This window comes from Paracoccus sp. SM22M-07 (genome assembly GCF_001887735.1).
Lineage (GTDB): Bacteria > Pseudomonadota > Alphaproteobacteria > Rhodobacterales > Rhodobacteraceae > Paracoccus.
In genome coordinates this window covers 184,992-199,208 of sequence record NZ_JPKW01000001.1, presented here as the reverse complement: position 1 = coordinate 199,208, position 14,217 = coordinate 184,992, and the positions used below count along the sequence as shown (strand labels likewise).

The following is a 14,217-nucleotide window of genomic DNA, read 5'->3' as shown; positions in this document are numbered from 1 at the left end:
TCATGGGCTGCGGCAGACTAGGGCAGCGTCTCGACCTGTCCCCACCCCTGACGAACGAGACCCGTGATGATTTCGGTGTTGCGCACCACCTGGCCCCTGCTTCTGGGCATCCTGTTGCTGATGGTCGGCAACGGCATGCAGGGCACGCTGCTGGGTATCCGTGGCGGCATCGAGGGCATTCCGACCTTCCAGATGTCCATCGTCATGGCCGGCTATTACGGTGGTTTTCTGCTGGGCAGCCTGACGGTGCCCGCGCTGATCAAGAATGTCGGCCATGTGCGGGTCTTCGCGGCGCTGGGGTCGCTGATTTCGGCGGCGCTGGTCCTTTACGCGGTCGAGCCGCACTGGATCAGCTGGACGGTGCTGCGCTTCCTGTTGGGTTACTGTTTCTGCGGGGTCTATGTCTCGGCCGAAAGCTGGCTGAACGCGGGGTCCACGAACGAAAACCGCGGGCAGGCGCTGTCGCTCTATATGATCGTGCAGCTGCTGGGCATCGTGGTGGCGCAGGCGTTGCTGAACGTGGGTGATCCGGCAGGTTACCTGCTGTTCATCATCCCGTCGGTGCTGGTGTCGCTGGCCTTCACACCGATCCTGCTGTCGGCCCAGCCCGCGCCCCAGTTCGAGACGATCAAGCGGATGTCCTTTGGCGACCTGTACCGCGCATCGCCGCTGGGCTGCGTGGGCATCTTCCTGATGGGTGGGGTGCTGGCGTCGCTGTCGGGGATGTCATCGGTCTGGGGGGCGGTGATCGGGCTGTCGGTGGCGCAGATCTCGATCTTCGTGGCGGCGATCTATGCGGGCGGCCTGGTGCTGCAATACCCGATCGGCTGGATTTCCGACCGTTACGATCGGCGCCGTCTGGTGCTGATGCTGGCGGCGGCGGGGGGCTTTGTGTCGCTGGTGGTCGTCGCGCTGCAGCCCGGCACATGGGGCCTGATCGTCGCGGGCGCGGTGATGGGCGGCATGGCGAACCCGATCTATGCGCTGCTGCTGGCCTATACCAACGACTATCTGGACCAGTCGGACATGGCGGCGGCCTCGGCGGGGCTGCTGTTCATCTTCGGGCTGGGCTCGATGGGCGGTCCGGTCATTACGGGTTGGCTGATGGGCATGATGGGGCCGGACGGATACTGGGTCTATATGGGCGTCCTGTTGCTGGCCCTGACGGTCTATGCCGGCTGGCGTTCGACGCAGCGCCGTGCGCTGACCCCCGACGAACAGGGCAGCTTTGCCGTCATCAACACCACCGCCACGACCATCGCGGTCGAGGCGGTGCTGGACGAGGCGCAATCCGACAACGACGCATCCCCGGATGCACCGCCCCCGGCGGGCGACCCGCGCGACTGACCCCCGGCTTGCCGCCTTGCGGCAAATGGTTTAACGCTGAACTATTCTTAGTCAGCCGGGGGACATGATGGCCCAGAATTTCGATATGGTGGTGATTGGCGCCGGACCGGGCGGTTATGTCGCCGCGATCCGCGGCGCGCAGCTTGGGCTGAAGGTGGCCTGCGTCGAGCGTGAGCATCTGGGCGGCATCTGCCTCAACTGGGGATGCATCCCCACGAAGGCCATGCTGCGCAGCGCCGAGGTCTTCCATCTGATGAAGCGCGCCAAGGATTTCGGTCTGTCCGCGGACAAGATCGGCTATGACCTGCCTGCCGTCGTGAAACGGTCGCGCGGCGTTGCCAAGCAGCTGTCGGGCGGCATCGGGCACCTGTTCAAGAAGAACAAGGTCACGACCATCATGGGCGATGCGACCCTGTCCGGCAAAGGCAAGGTCACCGTCAAGACCGACAAGGGCACCGAGGAACTGACCGCCAAGTCGATCATCCTGGCGACCGGGGCGCGGGCCCGCGAACTGCCGGGGCTGGAACCCGATGGCAAGCTGGTCTGGAACTACAAGCATGCACTGAACCCCCCGCATATGCCGAAAAAGCTGCTGGTCATCGGATCGGGCGCCATCGGCATCGAATTCGCCAGCTTCTTCAACACGCTGGGCGCCGACACCACCGTGGTCGAGGTCATGGACCGCGTCCTGCCTGTCGAGGATGCCGAGATCAGCGCCTTTGCCAAGAAGCAGTTCGTCAAGCAGGGCATGACGATCATGGAAAAGGCCAGCGTCAAGAAGCTGGACCGCAAGGGCGACACCGTCACCGCCCATATCGAGACCGGCGGCAAGACCCAGACGATGGAATTCGACACGGTGATTTCCGCTGTCGGCATCGTCGGCAACACCGAAGGTCTGGGTCTGGAAGAGGCCGGGATCAAGGTCGACCGCACCCATGTCGTCACCGACGAATATTGCCGCACCGGGGTCGAGGGCGTCTATGCCATCGGCGATCTGGCGGGCGCGCCCTGGCTTGCCCACAAGGCCAGCCACGAAGGCGTCATGGTGGCCGAACTGGTGGCGGGCAAGCATCCCCACCCGATCAAGCCGGGCAGCATCGCGGGCTGCACCTATTGCAACCCGCAGGTCGCGTCCGTGGGCCTGACCGAGGCGAAGGCCAAGGAAGCCGGGCTGGACATCAAGGTCGGCCGCTTCCCCTTCATCGGCAACGGCAAGGCCATCGCGCTTGGCGAACCCGAAGGCATGGTCAAGACCATCTTCGACGCCAAGACCGGCGAGTTGCTGGGTGCGCATATGGTCGGCGCCGAGGTGACCGAACTGATCCAGGGTTATGTGATCGGCCGCCAGCTGGAATCGACCGAACAGGATCTGATGGAAACCGTCTTCCCGCATCCGACCCTGTCCGAGATGATGCACGAATCCGTGCTGGACGCCTATGGGCGGGCCATCCACTTCTGATCCCTCCGGGATCGATGACGTGAACGGGGGGCCTTGGCCCCCCGTTTCGCATGTCAGGGTTCGGGTGTCAGGTGGGTGACGCCGGCGGCGGCGGCGCGGGCCAGCTGCGGGTCCAGCGACATGCCGATATATTCGCCGCGCCGCCACAGGCCCGACAGGTCGTCGTAATGGCGCGACAGCGGGTGCCCCGATTGCCCTGTCGACACGATGAAGACCGAACTGTCGGGATCGGCCAGGTCATAGACGCCGCGATACCCCGCTCCGCCTTCGGCGCGGAAGGGATCGCTGCCGTCGCCCAGAAGGCCGCTTTGCGCAATGGTGAAATCCCCGCCCGAAATGGTCTGCCGGATGTTCATGATCCAGCCAAGCGCGGGCAGGTCGCCCAGGCCCGGATGCACATGGGTCGCCTGATGCAGATCGCCCCACCGCCAGCTTGTCACGTCCGGCCCGAAGAGGTCGGTCAGGTCCAGGATGGCGCGGTCCAGCGCTTGGCGCGCGATGGTGGTGCAATCCTCGACCGGGGCGCTTTGGGCGATGTCGCACCAGCGCGAGGCGCCGTTGCGGTTGCGATAGACCGCCTCGATGAAGGCGGGCTGGATGCGGGTGATGTCGTCGGTCAGCGGTCCGATCCGGTCGCGGATCAGCCGGTCCTGCAGGGCGGCCATCCAGGCGGTATAGATCACCGGCTCGGGCAGGTGCTCGCTCATGGCGCCGTCCCATTCCGCCAGCAGCGACAGCGCGTCCTGGCGCTGACGGTTCGTCGTGCCCGGCGCCGCGGGTTCGCCCGTGAACCACAGATCGGCCCCCACCAGCGGCAGCAGCCGACGCGCGACCGGGCTGACGATGTCCAGCTGGGCGGCAATGAAGCTGTCGCGGGAATGAACCTCGCGGTCATCCATCAGCCGTTCCAGCCGCGCCAGACGGACTTGGTCGCCCTGCGGTTCCTCGGTGCTGAACGACACGCCGGTATCGGGTTCCTGGGCCACCCCTGCCAGCGATGTGGCCCCCTGCCAGGCCGTATCGGGCAGCCAGCCGGGGCTGGGCAGCGCGCCGCCCGTGGGGTGATCGGGGCTGCGGGTGGGCAAGGCGCCCGCCATGACGTGCGAGACGCGTTTCTGATCGGCCAGCGTCACGTTGATGGCTGGGGCCACGACGCCCGACAGCGCACGCGCCGCATCATCGGGGGATTGGGACCGCATCATGCCCATCAGCGCCGACATGGTGGTGTCCTGCCGCGACAGGCCCGTCCAGCGCAGCGAGGGCACATGCCCCATCGGTGTCACATCCCGCAGCCCGCCATCCAGCAAGGGCACGACAGGCCCGTTCTGGGTGTCGCGCAGGGTGATCGTGCGGGCGGGGCCGTCCAGCACGCGGATCACCTCGGTCCGGGTCTGAAACGGCGTCCAGCCCTGCGGCCCGCGATAGCGGTCGGAATTGCCGGGCTGCACCTCCTCGATGGCGATGTCGGCATCGTCGATGGCGGTGGGGGTCACCGCCCATGACAGCTTGGCGGACCGCCCCGACAGGACCAGCGGCATGCCGGGGATGGTCGCGCCGATCACGTCCCCCGAGGCCAGCTGCACCCGCGCCAGGTAATAGAGCGAGGGCGCCGTCAGCCCTGCATGCAGGTCATTCGCCAGCAGCGTTCCCCCCGCCGCCGTGCGGTCGGGATCGGCAGCAAAGGCATTGCCGCCCAGCACCATGCCGGGATGCAGAAAGCCAAGCGGGTGATCGGCCCCCTGCTGGCCGCGCCGTTCGGGCGTGCCAAGCCGCGCACCGGGAAACAGCGAGGCATAGGAGGGCAGGGGATTGGCCGAAACCACCTCGGGGCCATGCTCGGGCCAGGCCAGGGACAGGCGGGCGCGCAGGATCTCGGACTGGGCGGCATCGCTGCTGCTGGCGGCGATCAGCTTCAGGATGGCCAGCGAATCGGCGGGCTGCCAATAAGAGATGGTGTCGGGGAACAGGAAGAATTCCGGCGCGCCACGCCCCATCGCGCCGTCATTGACGATGCGGATCCACTGGTTCACCCCTTCGGCATAGGCCGACAGGGCGGCCTTGGTGGCATCGTCCTGCGACTGAAGCGAGGCCTGCGCGTTGCGGTAAAGCCTCAGGCGGCGCACCAGGTCGTCGGCCCCCAGGGCGCGCGCGCCGTGAACCTCGGACAGGCGGCCCTGGGCCGCGCGGCGCAGCAGGGTCATCTGGAACAGCCGGTCCTGCGCATGGGCCAGCCCCAGGGCAAAGAACACGTCCTGGTCGTTCTGGCCGAAGATATGGGGCACGTCCTCGGTCGATCGGACGATCTCGACCGGGGCGGTGATCCCCTCGACCCGGTAGGAGGCGTCGTAATCGGGCAGCGACCGGATGGCGAAATACCAGATCAGGGTGACGGTCAGGACCAGCAATACGATCAACGCGACAGTCAGCCTGAGAAGCCAGCGGAACATGGTCAGCATGCGGGGGCGGTTCCTTGGGCAGGGCGGCGCGGCGCGGGTTGACCCCGGCGCGCGTGGGTGATGGTGTGCTGCATAAGACAGGTCAGCGGCCAGTTCAACGCGCCGGGGCCATCTGCATCACCGCGACAGGAGGACAGCGTGGCACGAACGGCGTTTCTGGGATTGGGCGTGATGGGATACCCGATGGCGGGTCACCTGGCCCGTGCTGGGCATCAGGTGACGGTCTATAACCGCACCGCCGACAAGGCGGACCGTTGGGCCCGCGATCACGACGGTCGGCACCAGCCCACGCCCCGCCAGGCCGCCGAAGGTGCCGATTTCGTGATGGCCTGCGTGGGCAATGACGACGACCTGCGCCAGGTCTGCCTTGGCCCCGACGGCGCCTTTGCGGGCATGTTGAAAGGCGCGGTCTTTGTCGATCACACCACGGTCTCGGCCCAGGTGACGCGCGAACTGGCCGAAGAGGCCGCCAAGGCCGGGATCGGCTATGTCGACGCGCCGGTCTCGGGCGGGCAGGCGGGGGCCGAAAACGGCCAGCTGTCGGTCATGTGCGGCGGCGCGCGGGACGATTTCGACCGCGCCGCGCCGGTGATCGACGCCTATGCCAAGATCTGCCGCCTGATGGGCGATGTGGGCGCGGGGCAGATGACCAAGATGTGCAACCAGATCGCCATTGCCGGGCTGGTGCAGGGTCTGTCGGAATCGCTGGCCTTCGCGCAGAAGGCGGGGCTGGACGTGTCGCAGGTGGTCGAGGTCATCAGCCAGGGCGCTGCGGGCAGCTGGCAGATGGTCAACCGCCACAAGACCATGGATGAGGGCAAGTTCGACCACGGTTTCGCCGTCGACTGGATGCGCAAGGATCTGGGCATCTGCCTGGCGACGGGAGACCAGATCGGGGCCTCGCTGCCGGTGACGGCGCTGGTCGATCAGTTCTACAAGGATGTCCAGAAGATGGGTGGCGGACGCTGGGACACCTCGGCGCTGATCGCGCGGCTGGGGTAGGGCCGATTGCCCGGTTCGCCCCGATCCGTGCAATTTCGCGCGACCAAGGCGAACCGCCCCCCCCGTGCCGGGCGTTGTTTCCAGCGCAAAGGCCCCAACCGCATGAGAAGGAGAGCCGACATGGCGGAACGCAGCCTATCAGGACAGATCCAGTTCGACATCATCGGTGTCAGCGACACCGAGGCCGAGGGCGAGATGCAGGTGCAGGCGGGCATCCTGAACCCCTTTGGCACCATCCACGCAGGCGCCCTGATCTGGTTTGCCGACGTCATCGCCACGAACCTTGTCTTGGGCGGCGAACAGGTCCGCGAGGGCATGGACAGCTTTCCCGTCGCCGTGACGCTGAACGGTCAGCTGCTGGCCAACCGTCGTGACGGCGTGCTGACGGCCACCGCGCGTTGGGTCAAGCGCGGGCGGCGCCTGTCGACCGTGCGGACCGAGGTACGCGATCAGGATGACCGCGTGCTTCTGGACCTGACCTCGACCCATATCAGCGCCGCCTGATGGCTGCCTGACCCTGCGGCATTCACGGTGGCAGCCCGCTTTGGCGGGTTGCACCGCGCGTCATTCCCGCCATCATGCGTCCCGAGGACGAAGGAGGAGACGCCCATGGACGGCCTGATGATGAACCGCCCGCTGCTGCAGAGCAGCCTGCTGGATTTCGCTGCGGAGAGTTTCCCCAATTCCGAGATCGTCTCGCGCCGGGTCGAGGGTGATCTGCACCGGCAGGGATGGGCCCAGACCCGCGCCCGCGCCGTGCAACTGTCGCTGGCCCTGCAGGATCTGGGCATCGGCATGGGCGACCGGGTCGCGACGCTGGCCTGGAACGGGCACCGCCACCTGGAAATCTATCACGCCGTGCCGGCCATCGGGGCGGTCTGCCACACGATCAATCCGCGCCTGTCGCCCGAACAGATGTGCTTCATCGCCCATCACGCGGGCGACGGCATGCTGTTCACCGACCTGACCTTCGTGCCGCTGTTGGAAAAGCTGAAGGACCAGCTGCCGACGATGCGCTTCGTCATCATGACCGACCGCGCGCATATGCCCGAAAACGGCCTTGATGCCCTGTGCTATGAAGACCTGCTGGAGGGACGGGCGACGGATCGCGAATGGCCGGAATTCCCCGAAACCACGGCCTCGGGGCTGTGCTATACATCGGGGACGACGGGCGATCCCAAGGGGACGCTCTATTCGCACCGTTCGAACATGCTGCATTCGCTGGCGACGGCGGCCGTGCTGGGGCCGGATCTGGGCATCCAGCCGCGCATCCTGCCCGTGGTGCCGCTGTTTCACGTCAATGCCTGGGGCCTGCCCTTCACCGCGCCGCTGATCGGGGCCAGCCTGGTCATGCCGGGGCCGCATCTGGACGGGGCCAGCCTGTGGGACCTGTGCCAGTCCGAGGGCGTCCAGAGCGCCTGGGGCGTGCCCACCATCTGGCAGGGTCTTTACGCCGAAATGAAGGCCCGCGGCGCCAAACCCGAGGCGCTGCGCCATATCGTCGTCGGCGGCAGCGCCATGCCGCGCAGCCTGACCGAAGGCTTCGAAAAGCTGGGCATCGACGTGAACCACGCCTGGGGGATGACCGAAACTTCGCCTCTGGGCAGCCAGGGATCGCTGAGCGCGGACAAGCGGGACCTGCCCTTCGATCGCCGCATGGACCTGAAGCAGACCCAAGGGCGGCGCGTCTTCGGCGTCGAGATGAAGATCATTGGCGATGACGGCACCCGCCAGCCCCATGACGGCAAGGCGATGGGTGAACTGTATGTGCGCGGCAGCACGGTCGCCGCCGGCTATTACAAGAACCCCGATGCCAGCGCCAAGGCCATCGACAAGGACGGCTGGTTCGGGACGGGCGACATCGCCTCGATCGCGCCCGACAGCACGCTGACCTTGCGCGACCGGGCCAAGGACCTGATCAAGTCGGGCGGGGAATGGATCAGCTCGATCGACGTGGAGAACCTGGCCTTGGCGCATCCGGGCATCGCGCAATGCGCGGTGATCGCCATGCCGCATCCCAAATGGGACGAACGCCCGTTGATGGTGGTGAAATGCGCGGGCGATGCACGCCCCACGCTGGAGGAGATCTGCACCACGCTGGAAACGCATCTGGCGCGCTGGCAATTCCCCGACGACGTCGTCTATGTCGAGGAGATGCCCCTGACCGCCACCGGCAAGATCAGCAAGCTGACCCTGCGCGAACGGTTCAAGGACCACGTCCTGCCGGACCTGCGCTAGGACTTGCGCATGGTCTCCAGCGCGGCGCGCTGATCGTCGGGAATGGCGACGGGGCGGCGGGTCGCGCTGTCGACGGTGACCATGACGAAATGCGACCGCGCCGATTCGACATCGTCATCGGCGCGGAACATCCCCATCTCGAACCGGGTCGAGCTGCGGCCGATATGAGCCACGCGCAGGCCGATGGTCAGGCGGTCGGGATAGGCGACCTCGCGCAGGAACTGACAGCCATTTTCGACCACCACCATGATCGGCGCCCCGGATGCGTGGTCAAGGAACCCCCGGTCGATCAGCGACATGTTCATCGCCTCGTCGAACAGCTCCAGATAGGTGGCGTTGTACATGTGGCCGAACTGGTCGTTGTCGCGCCAACGTGTCTGCATGGGCTGGAAGACGGCATAGGCGTCGCGGTGGCGGGCGGGGTCCTGCATGGGGTCAATCCTTGGTCGTCAGGCAATGCAGCACGAACAGCCGCAGGGCGGTGGCCAGCCCGACATCGGGGGGGCGGGCATGGTCGATCTGACCGATCAGCGCCGCACGGGTCATGTCGCGCGACGCGGCCTCGGCGGTCAGCAGCCGCCAGAACGGATCCTCGAGCGAGACCGAGGTCCGGTGCCCGTCGATCGTCACCGAGCGCTTGGCCGGTTGCGACATGGGCGGCAGGTCAATCATCGCGCTTGTGCCCGTCCAGGCGGGCGGCGTCGTTTTCGGCATTGGCCTTGCGCAGGTCGCGCAGGGGCTTTGCCTCGCCGTGTCTGGCGGCGCTGGCATCGGCTTCGGACCGCTTCTGGTCGCGGTCGCGCTGCTTGCGGGCGGTGCGCAGGTTGATGACGCGGACCATGGCGGTGCCTTTCGCAAAAAGGGCGGGACCTTGCGGCCCCGCCCGGGTCGGCGATCAGCCCTTGGGGCTGATCATGTCTTCGGGGCGTACGACGCGGTCGAAGGTTTCACCATCGACGAAGCCCAGGTTGATCGCCTCCTCGCGCAGCGTGGTGCCGTTCTTATGCGCGGTCTTGGCGACCTTGGTGGCGTTGTCATAGCCGATGGTGGGGGCCAGCGCCGTGACCAGCATCAGCGATTCCTTCATCAGCTTTTCGATGCGTTCGACATTGGCCTTGGTGCCCACGACCATGTTGTCGGTAAAGCTGCCCGCCGCATCGCCCAGAAGCTGCATCGACTGCATCAGGTTATAGGACATCATCGGGTTATAGACGTTCAGTTCGAAATGCCCCTGCGAGCCCGCGAAACCGATGGCCGCGTCATTGCCCATGACATGGGCGCAGACCATGGTCAGCGCCTCGGCCTGGGTGGGGTTCACCTTGCCCGGCATGATCGACGAACCGGGTTCGTTTTCCGGCAGGATCAATTCGCCCAGGCCCGAACGCGGGCCCGATCCCAGCAGGCGCATGTCGTTGGCGATCTTGAACAGCGACGCCGCCACCGTCTTCAGCGCGCCCGAGAACATGACCATCGCGTCATGGGCGGCCAGGGCCTCGAACTTGTTCGGGGCGGTGACGAAGGGCAGATCGGTGATCTTGGCGATTTCCGCGGCGATGGCGGTGTCCCAGCCCTTCTTGGTGTTCAGGCCGGTGCCGACGGCGGTGCCGCCCTGCGCCAGTTCATAGATGTCGGGCAGGCAGGCCTTGACCCGTTCGATCCCCTTGCGGACCTGGTGGGCATAGCCGCCGAATTCCTGCCCAAGCGTCAGGGGCGTCGCATCCTGGGTGTGGGTGCGGCCGATCTTGATGATGTCCTTGAATTCTTCCGACTTGGCCTCCAACGCGGCGGCCAGCTTGTCCAGCCCCGGCAGCAGCACGTCGCGCGCCATCATGCCGATGCCCACATGCATCGCCGTCGGGAAGGTGTCGTTCGACGACTGGCCCATGTTGCAATGGTCGTTGGGGTGGACGGGCTTCTTGCTGCCCATCTCTCCGCCCATGATCTCGATCGCGCGGTTGCTGATCACCTCGTTGGCGTTCATGTTCGACTGGGTGCCCGAACCCGTCTGCCAGACGACCAGCGGGAAGTTGTCGTCGAACTTGCCCTGGAACACCTCGGTCGCGGCCTGTTCCATGGCATCGGCCAGATCGGCGGGCAGATCGCCATTGGCGCGGTTCACGCGGGCGGCGGCCAGCTTGATCGCGCCAAGCGCGCGGATGATGGCGACGGGCTGGCATTCCCAGCCAATCGGGAAATTGATGATGGACCGCTGTGTCTGAGCGCCCCAGTATTTCGACGCATCGACGTCCAGCGGGCCAAAGCTGTCGGTTTCGGTACGGGTCTTGGTCATCGGGTCGCTCCCTCACGGTTTCAGGCGGGTTGTAGCGGCGCCGACCCGGATTCGCAATTGGTATGCAACGGTATGCTAACGCCAACATGGCGTCATCAACCCTCCAGCGCGGTGATGGCGGCCTTGATGCGCGGGGTCAGGTCATGGGGCAACGGCAGCAGCGGCCGCGGGGGCAGGGCGGTCGTCAGGCCCATGATGCGGGCGGCGGCAAAGACGACGCGCAGGCTGCCATGCGCCATGAACAGGTCCCACAGCGGCTGGAACCGGGCCTGCCATTCGGCGGTCAGCGCCCGATCGCCGGCCATCGCCGCTCGGGCCAGCATCAGCGACTGTTCCGGCCACAACCCCGCCGCGACGCTGAACCACGCATCCGCGCCCGCCAGCAAGGCGTCGGCGCAGCGCCAGTCGCCGCTGTAACCGATGGCGAAGCCCTGCGGCAGCTCGGCACGTAGCCCTGCGATCTGGCCCGCGAAATCGCCATCCGCAGGCAGGGGCATCTTGACGGCCCTCACCTGCGGCAGGGTCGCCAGACGCGCCAGCAGGGCCGGGCTGAAGGTGAAATGCGTGGTCGAGGGGTTGTTGTAGATGCAGATCGGCAAGTCCGACGCCGCCGCGACGGTCTGGAAATGTCCAGCGACCTCGTCCTCGGTCAGGGGAGTATAGGACATGGGCGCCAGCAGCAGCCCCGCCGCGCCCGCATCGGCGGCATGGCGGGCCAGCCGCGCCGATACCTCGCTGCGCAGCGCACCGACGCCCACGATGACTGGCACCTGCGCCGCGTCCAGCGCGATGTCGGCGGTTCGCATCCTCTGATCCGGCGTCAGATAGGCATAGCCGCCGGTCGAACCCAGGATGCCGATGCTGTCCACGCCGGCGCGGTCCAGCCGGTCGATCAACCCTGCCAGTTCGGAAGCGATCGGATTTCCGTCATCATCGGTGGGGGTGATGGGAAAGGCGGACAGTCCATGCATCGCGGTCATTGTCCCGGTCCTTTCCCTGATGCGGTCACTTGCGCCAGCGATCCAGGCTGACGACCTCTCCGCCGCCCGAAGGGGGGGTGTCGTCGCCGTCATCCTCGGCGTTCAGGTCGAAATCGGCATCGACTTCGGCATCCTCATCCTCGTCCTCGCCGTCCTGCGTCTCGAAGCGCAGGCCGAATTCGACCGACGGGTCGACGAAGGTGCGCAGCGCATCAAAGGGGATGTGCAGCGGTTCGGGGGAATTGCCGAAGTTCAGCGTGATGGTGAAATGATCGTCGGCGACGGTCAGGTTGTCGAACCAGTTCTGGACGACGATGGTCATCTCCTCGGGATAGCGTTCGCGCAGCCAGTCGGCCATCTCGACGCCGTCGTCGCGGGTATCGAAGGTGATGAAGAAATGATGGTCGCCCGGCAGGCCGTCGCGTCCGACCTTGCGCAACACTTCGGCAATCAGCCCCTGCATCGCGCGATGCATCATTCCACCGTAATCCAATTCAGACCGCGCCATGGTTCAACCTTTCATCTTGCGCGCCAAGCATAGGGATATGGCGGACGATGAAAAGGGGGGCGTGTCGGGAAATGAGGGGGGAATGAGGTGCAGGATTTTGTCCCATTCGGGCTTCGGCATTGAACTTAAAGAGGAACCGTTTTCCAGCGAAATGCGCCAAAACCGTGAACGGGTCCAGAACGTCGGCAGCGACTGTAAAACACTTTCAGACCGCCTTGCGGACAGGGGGTGCTGATGGGACGCGATCGCAAGAACGAAGAACGGCAAGAGCACTGGACCAAGATGCTGCGCAGCACGATGGAGGCACCCGCATGGGCCGCTCTGTCCACGACTGCGCAAGCACTCTACCCGTGGCTGAAGTTCGAGTGGAAGGGACCGAAGGCGAACAACAACGGCAAGATCAGCCTGCCAGTGCGCGTGGCTGCTGATCGGCTGGGCTGCAATGCCAAGACGGCTGCGCGGGCCTTCCATGACCTCCAAGCCAAGGGCTTTCTGCTGCTGACCCAGCATGGGCGTATGGGCACCGAAGGCAAAGGGGCGGCCCCGACCTACGAGATCACCGAACTGGCGCTGCCTGGGCAGGACGATCACTCGGGCAAGAAGCTCTATCTGCACTGGGAGAAAGGGCATGACTACGCAGTCCGTGCGCACGCGCCCTGCAATCCCACGGGCCGCAACGGGATATTGAGCGACGAGTCAAAAAACAATTTCCCGTCCCCAAAAACGGGACGTGTCGTCCCCATAAACGGGACGAAAAGGTGACTACCAGTCCCCAAAATTGGGACGAGCCGTCCCCAAAACTGGGACGAAAACCACCCGTTTCAGCACCCTACCAGTCCCCAAAAACGGGACATCCTTAACTACCACTACCCCATAGCTTTGAAAGGCTGACGACTATGACGACTAATCCTACGGCAGTCCCCGATTTCACCATCCACAACCTCCACATCATCAACTCAGAGCCGAATAAGATCGGTAATCGTCTGTTGGCTGTGTTTGACCTGTGGATAAGTGGCCTGAAAGTCTGCGGATGCGTGTTGACCGAGAAGAATACCGGCATCGTCACCGCGCATGGTCCGATCGGCAAGACGCATCGCGGCGACAACGTCCGCATTCACCTTGCCGACCCTGCGCTGGGGCGTGCTGTCACTCGCAGGGTGGCAATGGCCTACGTCGCGCTGACCGGCTTCGAGGTGGCCGATGAATAGGTCAACTTCAACATTTGCCCTCAGAGCTGTTGCAGGTCTACGGGCATCCGTTTGGGAACAACCGCTTCTCAAAAAATTGTCCCAGCACACTTTGCGCTTCCATTTGTTCATGAGCGGTTTGTCCAAGAAGCTTTCCGAACAGTTCTCCCAAGGCGGCATCAACCTTTTGAGGAATAAATGCCCCGCCTGCCTTTCTGTCGTCGTGTTCTTCGTAAACTCTTTTACGGTAGGCATTCATCATTTCTTCCAATTCAGTCACAATCTAATCTCCTTCAATATCGTCCAGAAGATGAGCACGGAAACGCAATCCGGCAAGGTAGACAGCGCCAAAATCCGCGACGGTTCCAATTATTATGCGACCGGGGGTGGTCCTGAACTTTCGCCTTATGGCGGGGACCGGCGCGGGGAGCAGCGCACAAGATCGGCCCGAATTGGAGATTTTCAACATGCGTGAGAACGACATGAACGATGCACCCCCTCTGGATCGCTGGCGGCTCGACGCGGTGCTGACGCCGCCCCCGTCCGGCAAGCTGTGGGGCCTGCCCATGATCGCGGATGCCCTGGGCGTGAGCATCGACACGGCACGGCGTTGGGCACGCAATCCTGCGGTGCCGATCCACCGGCCTGTTGGCGCAGGGAACTACTTCGCCTTCCTGTCCGAATTGCGGGATTGGCAGCGCGGCAAGACCCCGGAATAGCGATGACTTTCAAGGGTTTGCTAGCTGACTA

Annotated in this window: 16 protein-coding genes; 8 read left to right on the top strand and 8 right to left on the bottom strand. The window is 65.1% G+C overall.

Annotated elements, in window-relative coordinates:
* Nucleotides 1-66: 66 nt before the first annotated feature.
* A complete protein-coding gene (locus tag IE00_RS01050; protein ID WP_072295201.1) occupies nucleotides 67-1,347 on the top strand; it encodes an MFS transporter in 1,281 nt (426 codons plus the stop codon).
* 64 nt (nucleotides 1,348-1,411) lie between these two features.
* Nucleotides 1,412-2,806, top strand: a complete 1,395-nt coding sequence (gene lpdA / locus IE00_RS01045; protein WP_072295200.1) for a dihydrolipoyl dehydrogenase — start codon at nucleotides 1,412-1,414, stop codon at nucleotides 2,804-2,806.
* Nucleotides 2,807-2,859: 53 nt separating this feature from the next.
* On the opposite strand, the gene IE00_RS01040 is transcribed toward lpdA, so the two are convergent.
* Nucleotides 2,860-5,262 carry a penicillin acylase family protein gene (locus IE00_RS01040; protein ID WP_072295199.1) on the bottom strand — a complete coding sequence of 801 codons (2,403 nt, stop codon included), beginning with the start codon at nucleotides 5,260-5,262 and terminating at the stop codon, nucleotides 2,860-2,862.
* Between the two features lie 138 nt (nucleotides 5,263-5,400).
* On the opposite strand from IE00_RS01040, the gene IE00_RS01035 reads away from it, so the two are divergent.
* The 3 genes from IE00_RS01035 to IE00_RS01025 all read left to right on the top strand — a co-directional run bounded on the left by IE00_RS01035 (nucleotide 5,401) and on the right by IE00_RS01025 (nucleotide 8,502).
* Nucleotides 5,401-6,264, top strand: coding sequence for an NAD(P)-dependent oxidoreductase (locus IE00_RS01035; protein WP_072295198.1), 864 nt, complete (start codon nucleotides 5,401-5,403; stop codon nucleotides 6,262-6,264).
* 120 nt (nucleotides 6,265-6,384) lie between these two features.
* Nucleotides 6,385-6,768 (top strand): PaaI family thioesterase, encoded by a 384-nt coding sequence (locus tag IE00_RS01030; RefSeq protein ID WP_072295197.1) that lies wholly within the window; start codon nucleotides 6,385-6,387, stop codon nucleotides 6,766-6,768.
* 105 nt (nucleotides 6,769-6,873) lie between these two features.
* Nucleotides 6,874-8,502, top strand: a complete 1,629-nt coding sequence (locus IE00_RS01025) for a long-chain fatty acid--CoA ligase (RefSeq protein ID WP_072295196.1) — start codon at nucleotides 6,874-6,876, stop codon at nucleotides 8,500-8,502.
* On the opposite strand, the gene IE00_RS01020 is transcribed toward IE00_RS01025, so the two are convergent.
* The 6 genes from IE00_RS01020 to IE00_RS00995 all read right to left on the bottom strand — a co-directional run bounded on the left by IE00_RS01020 (nucleotide 8,499) and on the right by IE00_RS00995 (nucleotide 12,280).
* Complete coding sequence (locus tag IE00_RS01020) at nucleotides 8,499-8,933, bottom strand: thioesterase family protein (RefSeq protein WP_072295195.1); 435 nt, start codon at nucleotides 8,931-8,933, stop codon at nucleotides 8,499-8,501. The genes IE00_RS01025 and IE00_RS01020 overlap by 4 nt on opposite strands.
* A 4-nt stretch (nucleotides 8,934-8,937) precedes the next feature.
* Nucleotides 8,938-9,174, bottom strand: coding sequence for a ribbon-helix-helix domain-containing protein (locus tag IE00_RS01015; protein WP_083553957.1), 237 nt, complete (start codon nucleotides 9,172-9,174; stop codon nucleotides 8,938-8,940).
* Complete coding sequence (locus tag IE00_RS01010) at nucleotides 9,167-9,343, bottom strand: DUF4169 family protein (protein ID WP_072295194.1); 177 nt, start codon at nucleotides 9,341-9,343, stop codon at nucleotides 9,167-9,169. The genes IE00_RS01015 and IE00_RS01010 overlap by 8 nt, the downstream gene beginning before the upstream one ends.
* Nucleotides 9,344-9,397: 54 nt before the next feature.
* Nucleotides 9,398-10,792: a class II fumarate hydratase gene (gene fumC / locus IE00_RS01005; protein WP_072295193.1), complete on the bottom strand. Its 1,395-nt coding sequence runs from the start codon at nucleotides 10,790-10,792 to the stop codon at nucleotides 9,398-9,400.
* Between the two features lie 95 nt (nucleotides 10,793-10,887).
* The gene (locus tag IE00_RS01000) at nucleotides 10,888-11,772 is read right to left on the bottom strand and encodes a dihydrodipicolinate synthase family protein (RefSeq protein WP_072295192.1); all 885 of its coding nucleotides are present in this window, start codon (nucleotides 11,770-11,772) and stop codon (nucleotides 10,888-10,890) included.
* A 25-nt stretch (nucleotides 11,773-11,797) separates the two neighbouring features.
* A complete protein-coding gene (locus IE00_RS00995) occupies nucleotides 11,798-12,280 on the bottom strand; it encodes an SspB family protein (protein WP_072295191.1) in 483 nt (160 codons plus the stop codon).
* Nucleotides 12,281-12,514: 234 nt separating this feature from the next.
* On the opposite strand from IE00_RS00995, the gene IE00_RS00990 reads away from it, so the two are divergent.
* The gene (locus IE00_RS00990; RefSeq protein WP_072295190.1) at nucleotides 12,515-13,042 is read left to right on the top strand and encodes a hypothetical protein; all 528 of its coding nucleotides are present in this window, start codon (nucleotides 12,515-12,517) and stop codon (nucleotides 13,040-13,042) included.
* Between the two features lie 134 nt (nucleotides 13,043-13,176).
* The gene (locus tag IE00_RS00985) at nucleotides 13,177-13,488 is read left to right on the top strand and encodes a hypothetical protein (RefSeq protein WP_072295189.1); all 312 of its coding nucleotides are present in this window, start codon (nucleotides 13,177-13,179) and stop codon (nucleotides 13,486-13,488) included.
* A 37-nt stretch (nucleotides 13,489-13,525) separates the two neighbouring features.
* Here the strand turns inward: IE00_RS00985 and IE00_RS19645 are convergent, their stop codons facing one another.
* A complete protein-coding gene (locus tag IE00_RS19645) occupies nucleotides 13,526-13,747 on the bottom strand; it encodes a hypothetical protein (RefSeq protein ID WP_139291272.1) in 222 nt (73 codons plus the stop codon).
* Between the two features lie 187 nt (nucleotides 13,748-13,934).
* Here IE00_RS19645 and IE00_RS00980 point away from each other — a divergent pair, with 187 nt between their 5' ends.
* Nucleotides 13,935-14,186: a hypothetical protein gene (locus IE00_RS00980; protein ID WP_072295623.1), complete on the top strand. Its 252-nt coding sequence runs from the start codon at nucleotides 13,935-13,937 to the stop codon at nucleotides 14,184-14,186.
* Nucleotides 14,187-14,217 lie beyond the last annotated feature (31 nt).